The organism is uncultured Roseobacter sp. (genome assembly GCF_947501835.1).
Classification (GTDB): domain Bacteria; phylum Pseudomonadota; class Alphaproteobacteria; order Rhodobacterales; family Rhodobacteraceae; genus Roseobacter.
Genome location: NZ_CANMXR010000005.1, coordinates 1 through 15,212 on the forward strand (window position 1 = coordinate 1; position 15,212 = coordinate 15,212).

15 protein-coding genes and 3 pseudogenes are annotated in these 15,212 nt (G+C 56.0%); 13 read left to right on the plus strand and 5 right to left on the minus strand.

Going from position 1 to position 15,212, the window contains the following annotated elements:
* Nucleotides 1-191: 191 nt before the first annotated feature.
* Nucleotides 192-794, minus strand: coding sequence for a DUF6058 family natural product biosynthesis protein (locus Q1A20_RS11270; protein ID WP_299916970.1), 603 nt, complete (start codon nt 792-794; stop codon nt 192-194).
* Between the two features lie 452 nt (nt 795-1,246).
* On the opposite strand from Q1A20_RS11270, the gene Q1A20_RS11275 reads away from it, so the two are divergent.
* The 4 genes from Q1A20_RS11275 (at nt 1,247) to Q1A20_RS11290 (ending at nt 4,301) form a co-directional block, all read left to right on the plus strand.
* Entirely contained in the window at nt 1,247-2,743 is a 1,497-nt protein-coding gene (locus Q1A20_RS11275; protein ID WP_299407733.1) for a winged helix-turn-helix domain-containing protein, read from the plus strand.
* A 306-nt stretch (nt 2,744-3,049) separates the two neighbouring features.
* Complete coding sequence (locus Q1A20_RS11280) at nt 3,050-3,361, plus strand: hypothetical protein (protein ID WP_299407736.1); 312 nt, start codon at nt 3,050-3,052, stop codon at nt 3,359-3,361.
* 198 nt (nt 3,362-3,559) lie between these two features.
* The gene (locus Q1A20_RS11285; RefSeq protein ID WP_299407738.1) at nt 3,560-3,859 is read left to right on the plus strand and encodes a hypothetical protein; all 300 of its coding nucleotides are present in this window, start codon (nt 3,560-3,562) and stop codon (nt 3,857-3,859) included.
* 97 nt (nt 3,860-3,956) lie between these two features.
* Nucleotides 3,957-4,301, plus strand: a complete 345-nt coding sequence (locus Q1A20_RS11290) for a hypothetical protein (RefSeq protein ID WP_299407741.1) — start codon at nt 3,957-3,959, stop codon at nt 4,299-4,301.
* Here Q1A20_RS11290 and Q1A20_RS26130 read toward each other — a convergent pair.
* The 3 pseudogenes from Q1A20_RS26130 to Q1A20_RS11300 form a co-directional block, all read right to left on the minus strand.
* A pseudogene (locus tag Q1A20_RS26130) lies at nt 4,278-4,382 on the minus strand (FAD-dependent oxidoreductase); the annotation flags it as partial. The gene Q1A20_RS11290 and the pseudogene Q1A20_RS26130 overlap by 24 nt on opposite strands.
* A gap of 375 nt (nt 4,383-4,757) precedes the next feature.
* A pseudogene (locus Q1A20_RS11295) lies at nt 4,758-4,999 on the minus strand (transposase); the annotation flags it as partial.
* 179 nt (nt 5,000-5,178) lie between these two features.
* Nucleotides 5,179-5,415 (minus strand): annotated as a pseudogene (locus tag Q1A20_RS11300) (IS5/IS1182 family transposase); the annotation flags it as partial.
* Nucleotides 5,416-5,601: 186 nt separating this feature from the next.
* Here Q1A20_RS11300 and ttcA point away from each other — a divergent pair.
* The 9 genes from ttcA (at nt 5,602) to Q1A20_RS11345 (ending at nt 14,380) form a co-directional block, all read left to right on the plus strand.
* Nucleotides 5,602-6,429, plus strand: coding sequence for a tRNA 2-thiocytidine(32) synthetase TtcA (ttcA, locus tag Q1A20_RS11305; protein WP_299407743.1), 828 nt, complete (start codon nt 5,602-5,604; stop codon nt 6,427-6,429).
* A 117-nt stretch (nt 6,430-6,546) separates the two neighbouring features.
* Nucleotides 6,547-8,094, plus strand: a complete 1,548-nt coding sequence (locus Q1A20_RS11310; RefSeq protein WP_299407745.1) for a bifunctional diguanylate cyclase/phosphodiesterase — start codon at nt 6,547-6,549, stop codon at nt 8,092-8,094.
* Between the two features lie 153 nt (nt 8,095-8,247).
* A complete protein-coding gene (gene yidC, locus Q1A20_RS11315; protein WP_299407748.1) occupies nt 8,248-10,074 on the plus strand; it encodes a membrane protein insertase YidC in 1,827 nt (608 codons plus the stop codon).
* On the plus strand, nt 10,074-10,811 hold the full coding sequence (locus Q1A20_RS11320) for an MOSC N-terminal beta barrel domain-containing protein (protein ID WP_299407751.1): 738 nt from the start codon (nt 10,074-10,076) through the stop codon (nt 10,809-10,811). The genes yidC and Q1A20_RS11320 overlap by 1 nt, the downstream gene beginning before the upstream one ends.
* A complete protein-coding gene (gene yihA / locus Q1A20_RS11325; protein WP_299407752.1) occupies nt 10,811-11,461 on the plus strand; it encodes a ribosome biogenesis GTP-binding protein YihA/YsxC in 651 nt (216 codons plus the stop codon). Before Q1A20_RS11320 ends, yihA begins: the two co-directional genes overlap by 1 nt.
* Nucleotides 11,462-11,518: 57 nt before the next feature.
* Entirely contained in the window at nt 11,519-12,382 is an 864-nt protein-coding gene (argB, locus tag Q1A20_RS11330) for an acetylglutamate kinase (RefSeq protein WP_298974959.1), read from the plus strand.
* Between the two features lie 57 nt (nt 12,383-12,439).
* Nucleotides 12,440-13,234 carry a sterol desaturase family protein gene (locus Q1A20_RS11335; protein WP_299407754.1) on the plus strand — a complete coding sequence of 265 codons (795 nt, stop codon included), beginning with the start codon at nt 12,440-12,442 and terminating at the stop codon, nt 13,232-13,234.
* A 122-nt stretch (nt 13,235-13,356) separates the two neighbouring features.
* Nucleotides 13,357-13,881 carry a ferredoxin gene (locus tag Q1A20_RS11340; protein WP_299916971.1) on the plus strand — a complete coding sequence of 175 codons (525 nt, stop codon included), beginning with the start codon at nt 13,357-13,359 and terminating at the stop codon, nt 13,879-13,881.
* A 4-nt stretch (nt 13,882-13,885) separates the two neighbouring features.
* Nucleotides 13,886-14,380 carry a histidine phosphatase family protein gene (locus Q1A20_RS11345; RefSeq protein ID WP_299407759.1) on the plus strand — a complete coding sequence of 165 codons (495 nt, stop codon included), beginning with the start codon at nt 13,886-13,888 and terminating at the stop codon, nt 14,378-14,380.
* 23 nt (nt 14,381-14,403) lie between these two features.
* Here the strand turns inward: Q1A20_RS11345 and Q1A20_RS11350 are convergent, their stop codons facing one another.
* Nucleotides 14,404-15,174, minus strand: coding sequence for an amino acid ABC transporter ATP-binding protein (locus tag Q1A20_RS11350; RefSeq protein WP_298974951.1), 771 nt, complete (start codon nt 15,172-15,174; stop codon nt 14,404-14,406).
* Nucleotides 15,175-15,212: the final 38 nt, after the last annotated feature.

Genomic DNA, 15,212 nt, shown 5'->3' on the forward strand with positions numbered 1-15,212 from the left:
AGCGTGACCCGGATGAGCGACAACGGCCCCAAACAAAGAAGGAAAACGAGCTTGACCCAAACGCCCAATTAGAGAAGCTGACCTTGGCTAGGATCCGATCAGTGTGGCGACACGTGCGATATCAGGCCTTGCAATCATCCCGCGAGACCTCCGAGATATTTCTTGCGCACGTCAATGATACAGCGCCGTCGTTAGGACGCTTCAACCTCATGAGGCGCAAACTCGGATTCGACCTTATCGAGGAAATCGACTGCGCGGCCCAGGAGGCCGAGGTCAATCTGACTTAGCTTATCAACCGTCTGCTGCATCATCGCTTCGATGAACATCACACCCGACTGTTTCAGGAACACTGACTCCGGTAAACCGTCTCGCGTGCAAACGCCGTACACACCATTCAGAAAATGGCCCCAGGTCGCATTAGCATGATCTGCATCGAATTGCTTCGTCACAGTTGGCGCAACATCAGTCAAAGCTTTGCCAAGATCGCTCGACAAGAACGCCGAACGGGAGGCATTGTATCGATCAAAGAAATGCGTCCGCGCCCGTTCCTCGGTATCGAGACCGAACCGCTGGATGGCTTCAATCCATGCCTCGTACCCTTTCAGGTGGAACCGATATGTCGTGTCATCGGCGGCATCGCTGACGAACGACGCAGACCGCCCTGAAGCGCCATAGACGTATGACGGACCCGGGAAGACGCGCCTTTCAACGAGTTGGCATAGATCCGACAAGGACAAGTCGCACGTCTGGGCGAAGTCATGTTCTTCTAGAAAGTGATTGTAGAGATAGTTCAATAGCATCTTCGGAACCCATTCTCGCTGTTTTTATAGTGATGGCAGAAAGCTGCAGCAGATTGCTTCGAGGGTGGTCGAAGTATTTGCGCAACCGGAGGTTCCAGTGAAGAAGAGCCGTGGCCGTTGTGCGGACAACCTACCGCTCTTTGCAATTGCGCCAATGTCCGCCTTCGACAAAGCGTTTTAGTGTTTCGAGTTTGTTTAAAGCGCTGTTGGAGCGATTGGGAGGCGTTCTGTGTATAGGGAAAAAGCTCTCAGCTGCGAAGAAGCGAAACTGCGAACTCATAACGATGGCCCCGATGAACGTTCGAAGCCGGCCATTTGTACGCCACTGTTGTTTAATCTAGGTCAATTCCTTTTTTCAGCTAAAGTGCTCAGAAATGGACGACACCTTTGAGCCAATGAATAATATTCGTTTTTTAGATTTTTCCTTCAACGACCAAATGCGGCGATTGACACAAGGAACGAAGGATGTCGCGATTGGGGCCCGCGCCTTCGATCTATTGAGCCATCTGATTTCAAATCGCGACAGGGTGGTCAGCCGTGATGAAATTATGGACATCGTTTGGCCGGGCATTGTCGTCGGGGAGAATAATCTAAATGTGCAAGTGGCCAATTTGCGCCGCTTGCTTGGTGCCAATGCTATTACGACCGTTCCGGGGCGCGGCCTTCGGTTTGGCCTTGACGTCGAGATGGATGCGCAATCGCCCGAGCTTTCCGAGCGCCCTTCGGTCGTCATCTTGCCGTTTTCCAACCTGTGTGGCGATCCTGAACTGGACTGGCTAACGGATGGCTTCGTCGAAGATATCACCACCGAACTTTCCCGGTTTCGCGACCTTTTCGTGGTCGCGCGTAATTCAGCATTCGCTTACCGAAAGATGCCTCACGACCCGCGGATCATTGCGCGGCAACTTGGTGTGCGCTACGTGGTTGAAGGCAGCGTACGCATATCCCCAGATCTTGTGCGTGTCACCGTTCAGCTGATTGACACGGCCAGCGGCGCCCATGTTTGGGCCGAAAGCTTTGACGATGATTTTGCGAGGCAATTCGAAACGCAAGAACGGGTCGCGCGCGCGATTGTGACCTCCCTTGCGCCTTGGATCGACCGGGCCGAAGCCGAACGGGTGCGCAGAACGGCCCCTGAAGATTTGACTGCGCATGGCTTAGCCCGCAAAGGTTGGGCGGTCATCTCAGCAGGTGAAATGTCTTTTGACCCCGCGCCGCGCAACAGGGCGGCAGAACTGGCGCAGCAGGCATTGACCCATGATCCCCAGTCGGGTCTGGCGTGGCGCGTGCTGGCTTGGGTCGGCTGGTGGAACGCCTACCATGCGACAACGGATTCGATGCCTAAGACCTTGGCAGAGGGCATTGACGCGGCAACTCGCGCAATCGCGATTGATCAGACCGATCATCACGCTCGCAGATTGCGCGCCCTTTTGCATTTCATGAATAAAAGTCCCGAAAGCGGCCTGACGGAACTGAAGCAGGCCCACCAAATGAACCCGAATTGTGCCGTCACACTGGCTTGGCTTGGCCTATACGAGGGGTTTTACGGCGATCCCGCAGCAGGCGTTCCTTTGGTCAAAGCAGCGCTGAAACACAGCCCACTCGACCCCGCCCGCGGATCATTTTTAGCTGCGCTTGGGTTTGCACAATTCACGGTTCGTAATTACAGCGCGGCGGCGCAAGCGGCGGAGTCGGCGCTGGCTGAAGCCGCCGACAGCGCCACCCCACTGATCTTAGCGTCAATCGCATGGGTCGGCGTCGGGCGGATCGACAAGGCTCAAGCCGCGTTTGAGCGAGTTGCCGCGATTGCACCGAGCCTTGTGGCGGCTCGGTTGTCAGGGCAGTGGCTAAGCACCAATCCAGACTATGCTGCACGCGCGGATCTGTTTTTCCGTATTGCCGCTGGTCTGGATATACCTGATACCGCTGAAAAGCTGCTATGAACCAATAGCATCGGGCAAATTTTAGAAAATTTTAGCCGAGCGTATAGCTGGTATAGTCACATCTGCGCTTGGATCGATTTGAAACAATCTTAATCTAATCGAAGATGGGGCGAATGCACATTCCGGAAAGCATAAGTATCTAAAAACCGCGGTGGAATTTCCGGACACCTTGAACGGTCGACCGGCCGGTGCCGAGGCGACCGTTCCGTCACGCAGTACATTCAACACTTTTGTTCATGTCATCAAAGAAGCTGTTTTGCCTTAAGCATTTGCCGCTGTCCTCGGAGAATAAGCGCAGGAAACTACATGACCCCAGAAACCCTTGCTCTCATCGCCTCGTATTTGATGTGTTCCGAAGCTGCTGAAGTGCGAGTTTTGGATAGTTCTGAGATCGAACATTGCACGTCTATCTACATGGAAGTGAAACTCGGTTTTGTGCCCGATGTAAGCCTCGACGAATACCAAATGATGTCTGCGGCTCAACGCGCCGAGGTAAATCAGCGGGGCTACGCTGGGTTTTTAGCTTGGCGGTCGTCAAACGCCGGTCCGATGACTGAGCTGGACGTGGACGCCAAACCTTCGGAAATGGCCGTCCAGACCAATCCTCCATATCGTTGATCGAAAACGCTACTGCCGACTGCGAGGTATAGAGCGCACCTACCGGTGCCGAAGTCTGGCCTGCATTGCCCACCGCAAGAAAACATCTGATCTGAAGATGAGTCAGCACATGAACACTTCAACACACTCGATTTGGATTCTGATTTTTCAACGTGTGTCTGCATTTCAATCTCATGTTGAGCTGCCAGAGGACCAGCAATGAAATATGAAAACATCCTGCCTCATCGCTCAGACAATTCCGTACCAGTGCTTAGTGATAAAGAGATTGAAGCTCGCGTTTTCAGAAATCTGGAAGCTACACGGAAAGAGTGGGCAGAGGAACATGAGGGAGCAGCGGTGCTGCTCCAATACCCTGACAATCGGACGCTGTTTCAGCGCATGGCCGCACGGTGGTACTTGCACAGCCAACGAGTGCAACTAAAGACGCAGGATGAAGGTTTCGAGACAGGTTTTGAGCCAGACTGGCCGGGGCATTGGGCGACGGCCAAGTATTTGTAGCAGCCTTGTTTTGGACAATTCATCTATGACAATTGGTTTGGTAACCGGCCCAGGTTGACTCCATCAGATCAAAATGGAGGTGGCGCGATGAAACGGTATGAAACCGCAAAGACCCTTTTTCGCTTGCGAGACCGGCAAGGGTTGGGACGGCTGCAAGTCTTTCTGCCACGCTGATGCGAGCCTTTCGTGTCAGGCTGACGCACTTGCACATACGACACCCCTTGCCGCCTATGCCGAATGGATGAAGGGGTTTTTAACGCCGTTGCCGGATGGCCGTTATGAACTTACAAGCTTTGCGCTGGACGAGGATACCCACACTTTCCAGCCTGATCTGCGTGTCATTTCATGGAAAAGGGACCCAATCGCCAGCCGCAAAGATGTGATCGTCCGAGGTTCTGCATGTGCGATCCGTCCTGATCCAGTTGTCCAGTTCCAGCCCTGAGACCTCTGCAAGGTGCTGATCGGGTCGCACACCGATCCCAACAAGAACGACGTCACAAGCAATGACCGTCCCGTCCGACAACTCCGCCTGAGTGAGGTGGCCATCCGTTCCCAGAAGCCTGGAAGGTTCGGTATTTTCACGCAGATCACCGGCAAACCTCTCTATAGTTGAGCGCTGATATCGGAAGACGGCAATCCGGTGCGAGCTTCAAAAAGCGTTGAAGTTTCGGTTGATGGCGCGCTGGACGAAACACCCCTAATTGCACGACTTTTGCCTGTTCAGGCGTGGAGCCCGGCAAAGAGATCCCATTGGCAATCTCACATTGGTCGCGGCGACAATGGCGCAGCGGCAGACGTGTCGGCGGATTGTGCACCGGCGCTTAGGTAGAATGATCGAGGACTCGGTGTTCAACTCGAGACGGCAAAACCAGCGGTAAACGAGGTTCAAATGCACCTATTCGCAGAGCCGCCGCTTCAACCGAATGCCGAAACAATATCCCACCAGCAGCATGAGGATCAGCAGTTCCGGGTCAACGGATGGCCGCCCCTTGTGCTTGTAGAAGTCCGCGAGATGACGCGGATGTTGCCCAGACCGACGAACTGATCAATAGACCGCTGAAGGTGGTCTTGTGGGACATTATCCTCCCGCGAGAACTCATAGGACAACTGCGTCTGAGCTTCCTGCCCCGCTCCCATCATCGCCAGACCGTCCCTGTAGGACAAATTGAATCAGGCAGTAATGTCTCGATCAAGCACGACTTTTTCAAAAAATTGCGCCCACTCTTTGGAAAAAAACGTATTTTGGGCGCAGAAAGTGGGGGTTTGAATGTGGTGCAAGGGCCTTTCTGATCAGGCTCAGCGCGGTTTCTGCGGTGTAGAAAAGATCTTGCCAGTTTGCGGGGGTTCTGGGCGGTGGCCGCGAGCAGAAATTCGTCATTTGCACCGCATGGGCTACATAAGCGGATGCGTTTCGGCCCGAGGATATGTTTGAGATGCGCGAAGAGTATTTCAACCTTCTTTCGGAGTTTCATCGAGATTTCGTACTGACGGGTGTCGGCAATGTCGTGAGCAACTTGGTGGGCGTCTTCGTGTTCTTCTCGGGTGATCTTGCGCGCGGCGGCATTCAGCACTTGGCTTTGGAGAACCTGCTGACCTAAGCAGCCAGATCCTCCCGACATAGGGCGTTGTCGCTGACAAAGCTGGCTGGTTTTTCAAACAGCCAGACGAGCGCAGAGAGCGGCGGTTGCCCAAAGTGAGCAGAAAGCTTCCAGTAGACGAAGTTTTGCCTTACTCCATCGGCTATGACCGATGACCTTGATGACATCCATCCCATCTTGCAGGGTGCTCCAAAGACGACAGAATTCCGCAAGCTTCGCAAGCGGATCATACGCTCCGTTCGCGAAGCCGTGGAACAATATGGCATGGTGGAGCGGAGCGATGCGCGCTGGCTCGTTTGCTTGTCTGGCGGCAAGGATAGCTTCACGCTTTTAGCGGCCCTTATCGAGTTGAAGTGGCGGGGTCTTTTGCCCGTTGATCTTCTGGCTTGTAACCTCGATCAGGGACAACCAGGGTTCCCGGCAACGGTTCTCCCGGATTTTCTGACTAAAGTGGGTATACCGCACCGGATCGAATATCAGGACACCTACTCCATCGTCGTGGGCAAGGTCCCCGCAGGTCGCACCTATTGTGCACTGTGTTCGCGGCTCCGCCGAGGAAACCTCTATCGGATTGCGCGTGAAGAAGGCTGCAGCGCGGTTGTATTGGGTCACCATCGGGATGACATCCTTGAAACCTTCTTCATGAACCTCTTTCACGGCGGACGGCTGGCGACAATGCCACCAAAGTTGATCAACGAAGAAGGGGATTTGTTTCTCTATCGCCCACTCGCGCATGTGGCTGAAGAAGACTGTGAGAAATTTTCAAAAGCAATGGGTTACCCGATCATCCCCTGCGATCTCTGCGGCAGCCAGGATGGATTGCAGCGACAACAGGTCAAAAAGATACTGGATGGCTGGGAAAGCAACAGTCCAGGCCGTCGCCAGGTGATGTTTCGCGCCTTGATGAACGCGCGGCCATCGCATCTGCTCGACCCAAAGCTCTTTGATTTCCAAAGTTTGGCGCTGAAGTAGATAAACTTTTATACAATCCGAGTGCATTTCAACCGACGGTATTAACCGTAGCGTCACCTGTATGAGCATATTTTCTTCAGAAACGTGCATTTAGCACCGATCTGCAAAGGAAGTATCATGTCAGGGGTTCTTGCCGAAAACTGGGCGCGTATACGTGGGAAAGTAGCCGGTTTTCTAACGCGTCCCATGGCACTTGCCTTTCTGCCCGCCCTGTCGCTGGGAGCTTTTTGGATCGGTGGCGACACGGCTCTGATTGCGGCAGCCGTCATCATGCCTCTGATCTACATGCTAATCGGTGGATTAGACAGTAACCGCTTCACTTTTGGTGTAGGCCGTATGGCATCAGGCATGCTGGATAAAAGCTTGTTTGCAGCGATGGTACAACGGACCTTTGACAAGGCGCAGGAAACCACCCTGACCAGCGCGACCTTCCGGATCGAAATCGACGACGCCGATGAACTTGCTGAACGCTATGGCCAGGCAGCCAGCGACACTGTGGTGAGCCGCGTTAGCGAACGTCTGATCGCCACCCTGCGCGATGGGGACGCGATTGCGCAAACAGGGGATTTCAAATTCTCAATTTGCTTGCAGCCGGTTCGTCAACTGGATCTTGAACTGTGCATCCAACTCGCCGGACGCATGCAGAGCGCTCTGGAAGAACCGATCTCGATTGATGGCACGTCGGTTTACATCACGTCTTCCGTCGGGTTTTGCCAGTTGAGCCGGATCAGCAATGGCACCGCCGAAAGCTGGATGGAGGCCGCTGGCACCGCTCTCAGAGAGGCCCAACACCATGGGCCCAGCGCCATCAGAGCCTATTCTGACGAAATGAAGCGAAAATCGCAGACCAAGGCGGAACTGCGCGAAGAAGTGGCCAAAGCTTTGGAAAGCGGGCAAATTCGCCCATGGTTTCAGCCCCAGATTTCCACTGACACAGGCTTGGTAACCGGTTTCGAAGCGTTGGCGAGATGGCAGCATCCTGAACGTGGTATGATCTCACCCGCAGACTTTCTGCCCGCAATTGAGCAGGCTGACATGCTGGAGCGCCTTGCTGAGGTTATGATGTTCCACGCGTTCAACGCTCTGAAGGAGTGGGACAAAGCCGGAGTGGTCGTTCCAAAAATCGGCGTCAATTTTGCCGGGCCGGAACTGAAGAACCCGCGTTTGATCGACAAAGTGAAATGGGAACTGGATCGATTTGATCTCACCCCAGAGCGGTTGACGGTGGAGGTGCTCGAAACTGTGGTCGCGGGGGCCCCTGATGACGTGATCAGCCGGAACATAAATGGCCTGGGCGAGCTTGGCTGCAGTGTCGATCTGGATGATTTTGGCACCGGCCATGCCTCGATTGCATCCATTCGCAGGTTTTCGGTGAGCCGGATCAAAATTGACCGTTCATTTGTGATGAAAGCCGATCTTGATCCCGAACAACAACGCATGATCAGTGCCATTCTGACCATGGCAGAACGGCTGAACGTGGAAACGCTCGCTGAAGGTGTTGAGACCGTTGGTGAGCATGCGCTTCTGGCGCAATTGGGATGCAATCACGTTCAAGGGTTTGGAATTGGCAAACCAATGCCGTTTGACCAGACCCTCGATTGGATCGCAGTGCATAACGCCAAACTGCAAGATGTGCCGCGCATCATTGGCAATCGCACCGGATAGGCCTTTGGGTCTGCGATGGTGCGGTCCCTCCGAAAATGAATTTCATCAAAGGACACGGCGCGAAATCAGCCAAAAACCCCGATTCCGCTTGACCTTTGTGCCTGCACTCTGTTGAACCCACGCTGATATCAAACAGATCAGGTGGCTGTCCCTATGGACGATCAGAACAAGAACCTCATTCTTGCAACAGCGCTCAGTTTCCTTGTGATTCTGGTGTGGTTTGTTCTCTTTCCACCGCCTGAACCTGACGTTCCCCTCGAAGGCATCCCTGCCACCCAATCCTCAACCGCGGATTCGACTGCATCTGTTCCATCTGCTGCGCCTTCTCCGACGGCTCAGGAGACCCTCACGCCCGAGACCAGCAACGGTGATGAGGCTATTTCCGATGCGCCGCGCGTACCGCTGACCACAGACCGTCTGACCGGATCGGTTTCTCTGCTGGGTGGCCGCATCGACGACCTTTCGCTCAGGGACTACCGCGTCAGTCAGGATGCCGAAGCGGAGATCGTTACAATGCTGGCACCCGTCGGCAGCGCAGATGCTTATTATGCACTTTACGGCTGGGCGCCGGGAGCAGGCGTTGCACCGGATGCTGTCCCTGGGCCAACCACGCTCTGGACGCTTTCGCAGGGTGATCAACTGGGTGTTGGCGCCCCCATCACATTGACCTGGGACAATGGCGCCGGTCTGGTTTTCACGCGGACCATCGAGATCGATGAAAACTACATGTTTTCTGTCTCACAGTCGGTTGCGAACACATCCGCCGCCGCCGTAAATCTCGCGCCCTACGGCATCTTGGCCCGCCACGGGGAACCATCAGAGCTTAAGAACTTCTTCATCCTGCACGAAGGCGTTGTCGCGATGGCGGATGGCGAGTTGACAGAAACAGATTGGTCCGACATTCCGGAATTCGCAGTCGGGCAGCGAGAAGGCGTGCCATCAGAACGGATCGAGGACGTAACCAATGGCTGGATCGGCTTCACTGATCACTTTTGGATGGCGACACTCATCCCTGATCAAACCACGCCAACGCGTCTGACCACAAAGTATCTGCCGCGCAACGACATCTACCAGGTTGAAACCGTTCTGCCGACACAAACGGTGGCCGCGGGTGCGACAGCCACGGTCTCAACGCAGCTTTTTGCCGGTGCAAAGGAATGGGAAACCATCCGCGAATATCAGTCCGCGGGCGTAGACCGCTTCATCGATAGCATCGATTGGGGATGGTTCTTCTTTCTGACGAAACCGATTTTCTGGTTGCTGCACGAGTTGAACCAACTGATCGGCAACATGGGTTGGGCGATCATAGGATTGACCTTGATCATCAAGGCTGTGCTCTTCCCTCTTGCATACAAATCCTATGTTTCCATGGCCAAAATGAAAGAGCTCCAACCGCAGATGGAGAAGCTCAAGGAAGAGGCTGGCGACGATCGACAGAAAATGCAGCAAGGCATGATGGAGCTTTACAAGCGGGAGAAAGTGAACCCCGCCGCTGGCTGTCTGCCCATCCTTCTACAAATCCCGATCTTCTTTTCGCTCTACAAGGTAATCTTTGTCACAATCGAATTGCGGCACGCGCCCTTCTTTGGCCCCTTCCAGGATCTGAGCGCGCCAGACCCGACCTCCATCATGAACCTGTTTGGCCTGCTACCATTCGCTGGTCCGGAACCGAATTCAATCATGGCGTTGATCTTCATCGGCATTCTGCCGCTGCTGCTGGGCATTTCCATGTGGCTGCAACAAAAGCTGAACCCCGCCCCCACGGATCCGACCCAGCAGATGATCTTTGCCTGGATGCCTTGGGTCTTCATGTTCATGTTGGGTGGTTTCGCGAGCGGGCTGGTGGTGTATTGGATCGCCAACAACACGATCACCTTCACACAACAATACCTGATCATGCGCAGCCAGGGCTACAAACCTGACGTTTTTGGCAACATCAAAAGCGGTTTTAACCGGAAATCCAAATCGGACCCACAGTGATGAAAGTCGCCCACATCCTGCGCCATCCGTTGAAAAGCCATGGCCGGGAAGCGCTGGAAACCGTCAGCCTGAACGCGGGGCAATCCATGCCCTATGACCGGGTTTGGGCCGTCGCGCATGAGGCGTCAAAAGCGGATGGCAGCGCGTGGGCACCCTGCGCAAACTTCAGCCGCGGGTCAAAAGCGCCAAGCTTGCTGGCGATTTCATCGCGTCTGGAGGAGGATGCAGAGGTCTTGCATCTCTCTCACCCAGATCGTCCTGACCTCAGCTTTAACCCCGACACCGAAGGCGACAAACTGATCGATTGGGTGATGCCACTGGTGCCGCAGAACCGTGCCCTGCCTGAAAGAATTATCCGCCTGAACGGGCGGGGCTTCACGGACAGTCATTTCGCGTCCGTGACCCTGTGCAATCTGGCCTCCCACAAAGCTGTGGAAGAGCAGATCGGACAGCCCCTTTCCATCCACCGCTGGCGTGGCAACATCTGGTTTAAAAGCACAGCGCCTTGGGTCGAATTTGACTGGATGGGGCGCGATGTACGTGTTGGCGGCTGTGTCCTTCGGTTGCGCGAACGCACCGATCGGTGCCTTGCGACAACGGCCAATCCCGAAACAGGCGAACGCGATACTGACATGCTGGGCGCGTTGAAGCATTGGGGCCATCAGGATTTCAGCGTGCGTGCAGAGGTGATCGAAGCGGGCCCCGTGCAGCTTGGCGACCCGGTTGAGGTCTTGTGATGCAGTTGCCCTTTCCCATCGCCGATGAGCCTGACCCGCAAATTACCGAAACCGGTCGATTGCTTTTTGCGGGCGAGACCGAATTCGTCAAAGGTGTCGTGGCCATGTCAGGGCTGCCCGAACCAGATCGGCTGGAGGTCTGCTTTGCCGGCCGCTCCAATGTGGGCAAATCGTCTTTGATCAACGCGCTGACCGGCCGCAAAGGGCTGGCCCGTGCGTCCAATACGCCCGGGCGTACGCAGGAGATCAACTTCTTCACCGCAGGCGAGGCGCATTATCTGGTCGATTTGCCCGGCTACGGTTTTGCGAATGCCCCGATCCCGGTGGTGGAAAAGTGGCAGCGGCTGCTCAAGCAATATCTGTCCGGACGCCAGACCCTGCGCCGCGCCTTTGTGTTGATTGATGCGCGCCATGGCGTCAAAAAGGTCGACGAAGAAATCCTGAGCCTGCTCGACAGCGCCGCAGTCACCTTTCAGGTCGTGCTGACCAAGGCTGACAAGGTCAAGGAAGCGGAACGTGCCAAGGTTCTGGATCAGGTTCGCGGCGCCCTGTTAAAACACCCCGCCGCCTTTCCCGAGATTGTCGTGACCTCCAGTGAAAAGGGCTGGGGCATTCCCACTTTGCGCTCTATCATCGCGACGCTGGAATAGCGGATCCCTTGCACCATCGCTGACCTGCGCACATAACCGCATGACCCAAGGCCCAGAATGAAGACTCAAGATATGAACCGCGATTGGATTGCCACCGCCAGCACGCTCAACAAGGCGCTCCCCTATCTGCAACGCTATGCCGGTGCCACGGTCGTGATCAAACTCGGGGGCCACGCGATGGGCAGCGATGAGGCGATGGAGGAGTTCGCCCGCGATGTCGTGCTGATGCGGCATGTCGGGGTGAACCCGGTGATCGTGCACGGCGGCGGCCCGATGATCAACGCAAAGCTCGACGCGCTGCAGATCAAATCCGAATTCGTGCACGGCAAACGTGTGACAGACGCGGCCACCATGGAAGTGGTCGAAATGGTGCTGAGCGGTCTTGTCAACAAGCGTATCGTGCAGGCGATCAACCGTCAGGGCGGGCGGGCCGTGGGCCTTTCTGGCAAGGATGGCGCATTGATCACCTGCACGCAGACGCACCCGGAACTTGGATTTGTCGGCACACCGGATGTGGTCAATCCGCGTCTGCTGCGGGATCTGGCGGAAAAGGAATACATCCCGGTGATTGCGCCCCTGGGTGCCGGACATGCGGGAGAGACCTTCAACATCAATGGCGATACCGCCGCGGGCGCAGTCGCCGCCGCGCTCAAGGCAGACCGGCTGTTATTGCTGACGGATGTTGCGGGGGTCAAAAACGCCCAAGGCGATGTGTTGACCGAACTCAGCGCCACCCAGATCCGGGAGATGACGGCGCAGGGCACCATTGCGGGCGGCATGATCCCCAAGACGGAAACGGCGCTTGATGCGCTACAGGGCGGTGTGCGCGCGGCTGTTATTCTCGACGGGCGCGCACCCAACGCCTGCTTGCTGGAGCTCTTTACCGAGCATGGCGCGGGATCGATTATTCGCGCGGACTGACGCAGATGTGTCATGCTGTCGCTTGGAGCACCGCGCGGTGTGTTCTAAGTGTAGCGCATGGAAAACGAAACTCTCATTCGGCTGAGCATTTTTCTGGGCCTGTTTGCACTGCTGGCGACGCTGGAAGCGCTGGCACCCCGGCGTGTGCGCAGTCAACCGCGCAGCCGTCGTTGGACCACGAACTGGGGGATCACGCTTGCAAACACCCTGACGCTGCGAGCATTGGCCTTTGCATTGCCGCTGCTGGCGGTCGGTGCCGCGCTGGATGCGCAGGCACAGGGCTGGGGCCTTTTCAACGCGCTTGACTGGCCCCTGTGGCTTGAGTTTACCCTCGCCGTTCTGGTGCTCGACTTCGCCATTTGGCTGCAGCATCTGATCACCCATAAGGTGCCCTTGCTCTGGCGCTTGCATCAGGTGCACCACGCAGATGTGGACATGGATGTGACAACGGCCATTCGCTTTCATCCGGTCGAAATTGCCCTGTCGATGCTGTTGAAGATCGGGTTGGTCTATCTTTTGGGGCCTGCCGCGTTGGCTGTGATCGTGTTCGAGATCCTGCTGAATGGCACGGCGATGTTCAATCATGCCAATATCCGTCTGCCGCTTTGGCTCGATGCCATTGTGCGGCGCGTTCTGGTGACGCCGGACATGCACCGGGTCCATCATTCCGTGCACCGCTCCGAACATGACAGCAACTATGGCTTTGCCCTGTCGATCTGGGATCAGATGTTCGGCACCTACATTCCCCAACCCAAGGCGGGCCACGACGAAATGCAGGTCGGGCTGGAATGGCAGGACGACAGACCGAGCCGGTTTGGCTGGTCGATCTCCCTCCCCTTCGTTCGGAAATGACACTGCCCGAGACCGAAAGGCTGGCCGCGCCTTCGGGTCTATTTGTGATGGGTGCGTTCCATCCCCCTCCAAATGCGCGTTCAGACGGGCACTGCACCCTTGTCCTACTCGGCGCGGGCAGATTGTGTTGGCCCACGTTCAAAGCAGCATCTGAATATCGCGATGGCCATCCCGATCCCCTTGACCGCTGGTCCAAGAGGGTCATCGGCGCCCTTGCCGTGCAGGTTGGCGCAGATGACATCTATCCTTCAGATGGGCCACCCTACGCCCCGTTTATCGATTGGGCGCTCAACACCGGTCGCTTTTTTCAAAGCCCGACAGGCATGATGGTGCATGACAGTGCCGGGTTGATGATCTCCATCAGAGGCGCATTGACGTTCACCACCAAGCTGGACCTCGACAGTTCCGCAGCGCGCAACCCCTGTGACACCTGCGTCGAGCAGCCTTGTGTTTCTGCCTGCCCGGTGGGTGCATTGTCTGGCTCACACGCCTATGATGTTCCTGACTGCAAAGCGTATCTCGACACAATGGAAGGTCAGGATTGCATGGAAAATGGATGTCAGGTGCGACGGGTCTGTCCGGTTTCGATAGCCTTTGATCGTGCGCCGGAACAATCCGCATTCCACATGACCGCTTTCAAAGGATGACCGCATGCGCCGCCTGATCCTGATGCGCCACGCAAAGTCTGATTGGGGGCATGTCGGTCTGGAAGATCATGACCGCCCCCTCAACAAACGAGGAAAAGCCGCTGCAAAAGCTTTGGGCGCGTGGCTGAGGCAGGCGCGTTATGTCCCGGATCAGGTGATCTGCTCTTCAGCGGAACGCACCGGGCAAACACTGTTGGGCTTGGACCTGCCAGCCCAAACGGAGCTGGCGTTCACCAGAACCCTTTATCTGGCGGAGGCAGAAGAAATGAGAGCGGTGCTGAGCGGGGCAACGGCGCAATCGGTGCTGATGATTGGGCACAATCCCGGCATCGCGGACATGGCCGAACGTCTGGTGGCCATCGCACCCGACCACCCGCGGTTCCTTGACTACCCCACAGGGGCGACACTGGTTGTTGATTTCGACATCAAGGGCTGGAACGAAATCGGCTGGCACATTGGCCAGCCGATTGACTTCATCATCCCGCGCGAACTCGCGTAGCGCGGGGCCAGCAGCACCGGTCTTCAGTGCCCGAGGATCTGGCTGAGGAAGAGCTGTGTACGCGGGCTTTGTGGATTGTTGAAGAAGGCTTCAGGTTCGTTCTGTTCCACGATCTGACCCGCATCCATAAAGATCACGCGGTTCGCCACCTGACGTGCAAAACCCATCTCGTGGGTCACACAAAGCATGGTCATGCCCTCTTCGGCCAGCTCGATCATCGTGTCGAGCACCTCCTTGATCATCTCCGGATCAAGCGCGGAGGTCGGCTCGTCAAAGAGCATGATGCGCGGACGCATGCACAAGGACCGCGCAATCGCCACCCGCTGCTGTTGGCCCCCCGACAGCTGACCGGGGAACTTATTGGCCTGGTCAGGGATTTTCACCTTCTCCAGAAAATGCATCGCCGTTTCTTCGGCTTCTTTCTTGGGCGTCTTGCGCACCCAGATCGGCGCCAGCGTGCAGTTTTCCAGGATCGTCAGATGCGGGAAGAGGTTGAAGTGCTGAAAGCACATGCCAACCTCTGACCGGATCTTGTCGATGTTCTTGAGGTCTGACGACAGCAACGTGCCGTCCACCTCAATAGAGCCTTGCTGATGCTCTTCCAACGCGTTGATGCAGCGGATGAGCGTGGACTTACCGGACCCGGAAGGCCCGCAGATCACGATCCGTTCGCCACGGTTCACAGTAAGATCAATGTCGCGCAGCACGTGGAAGGTGCCATACCACTTGTTCATCTTGTTGATTGTGATCGCGATCTCGTCCGAGACCTGCATTTGAGTTGCGTGTTCAGCCATGATCTGGCCTCCTTATTGTACCCTATCGCTTACGCTAC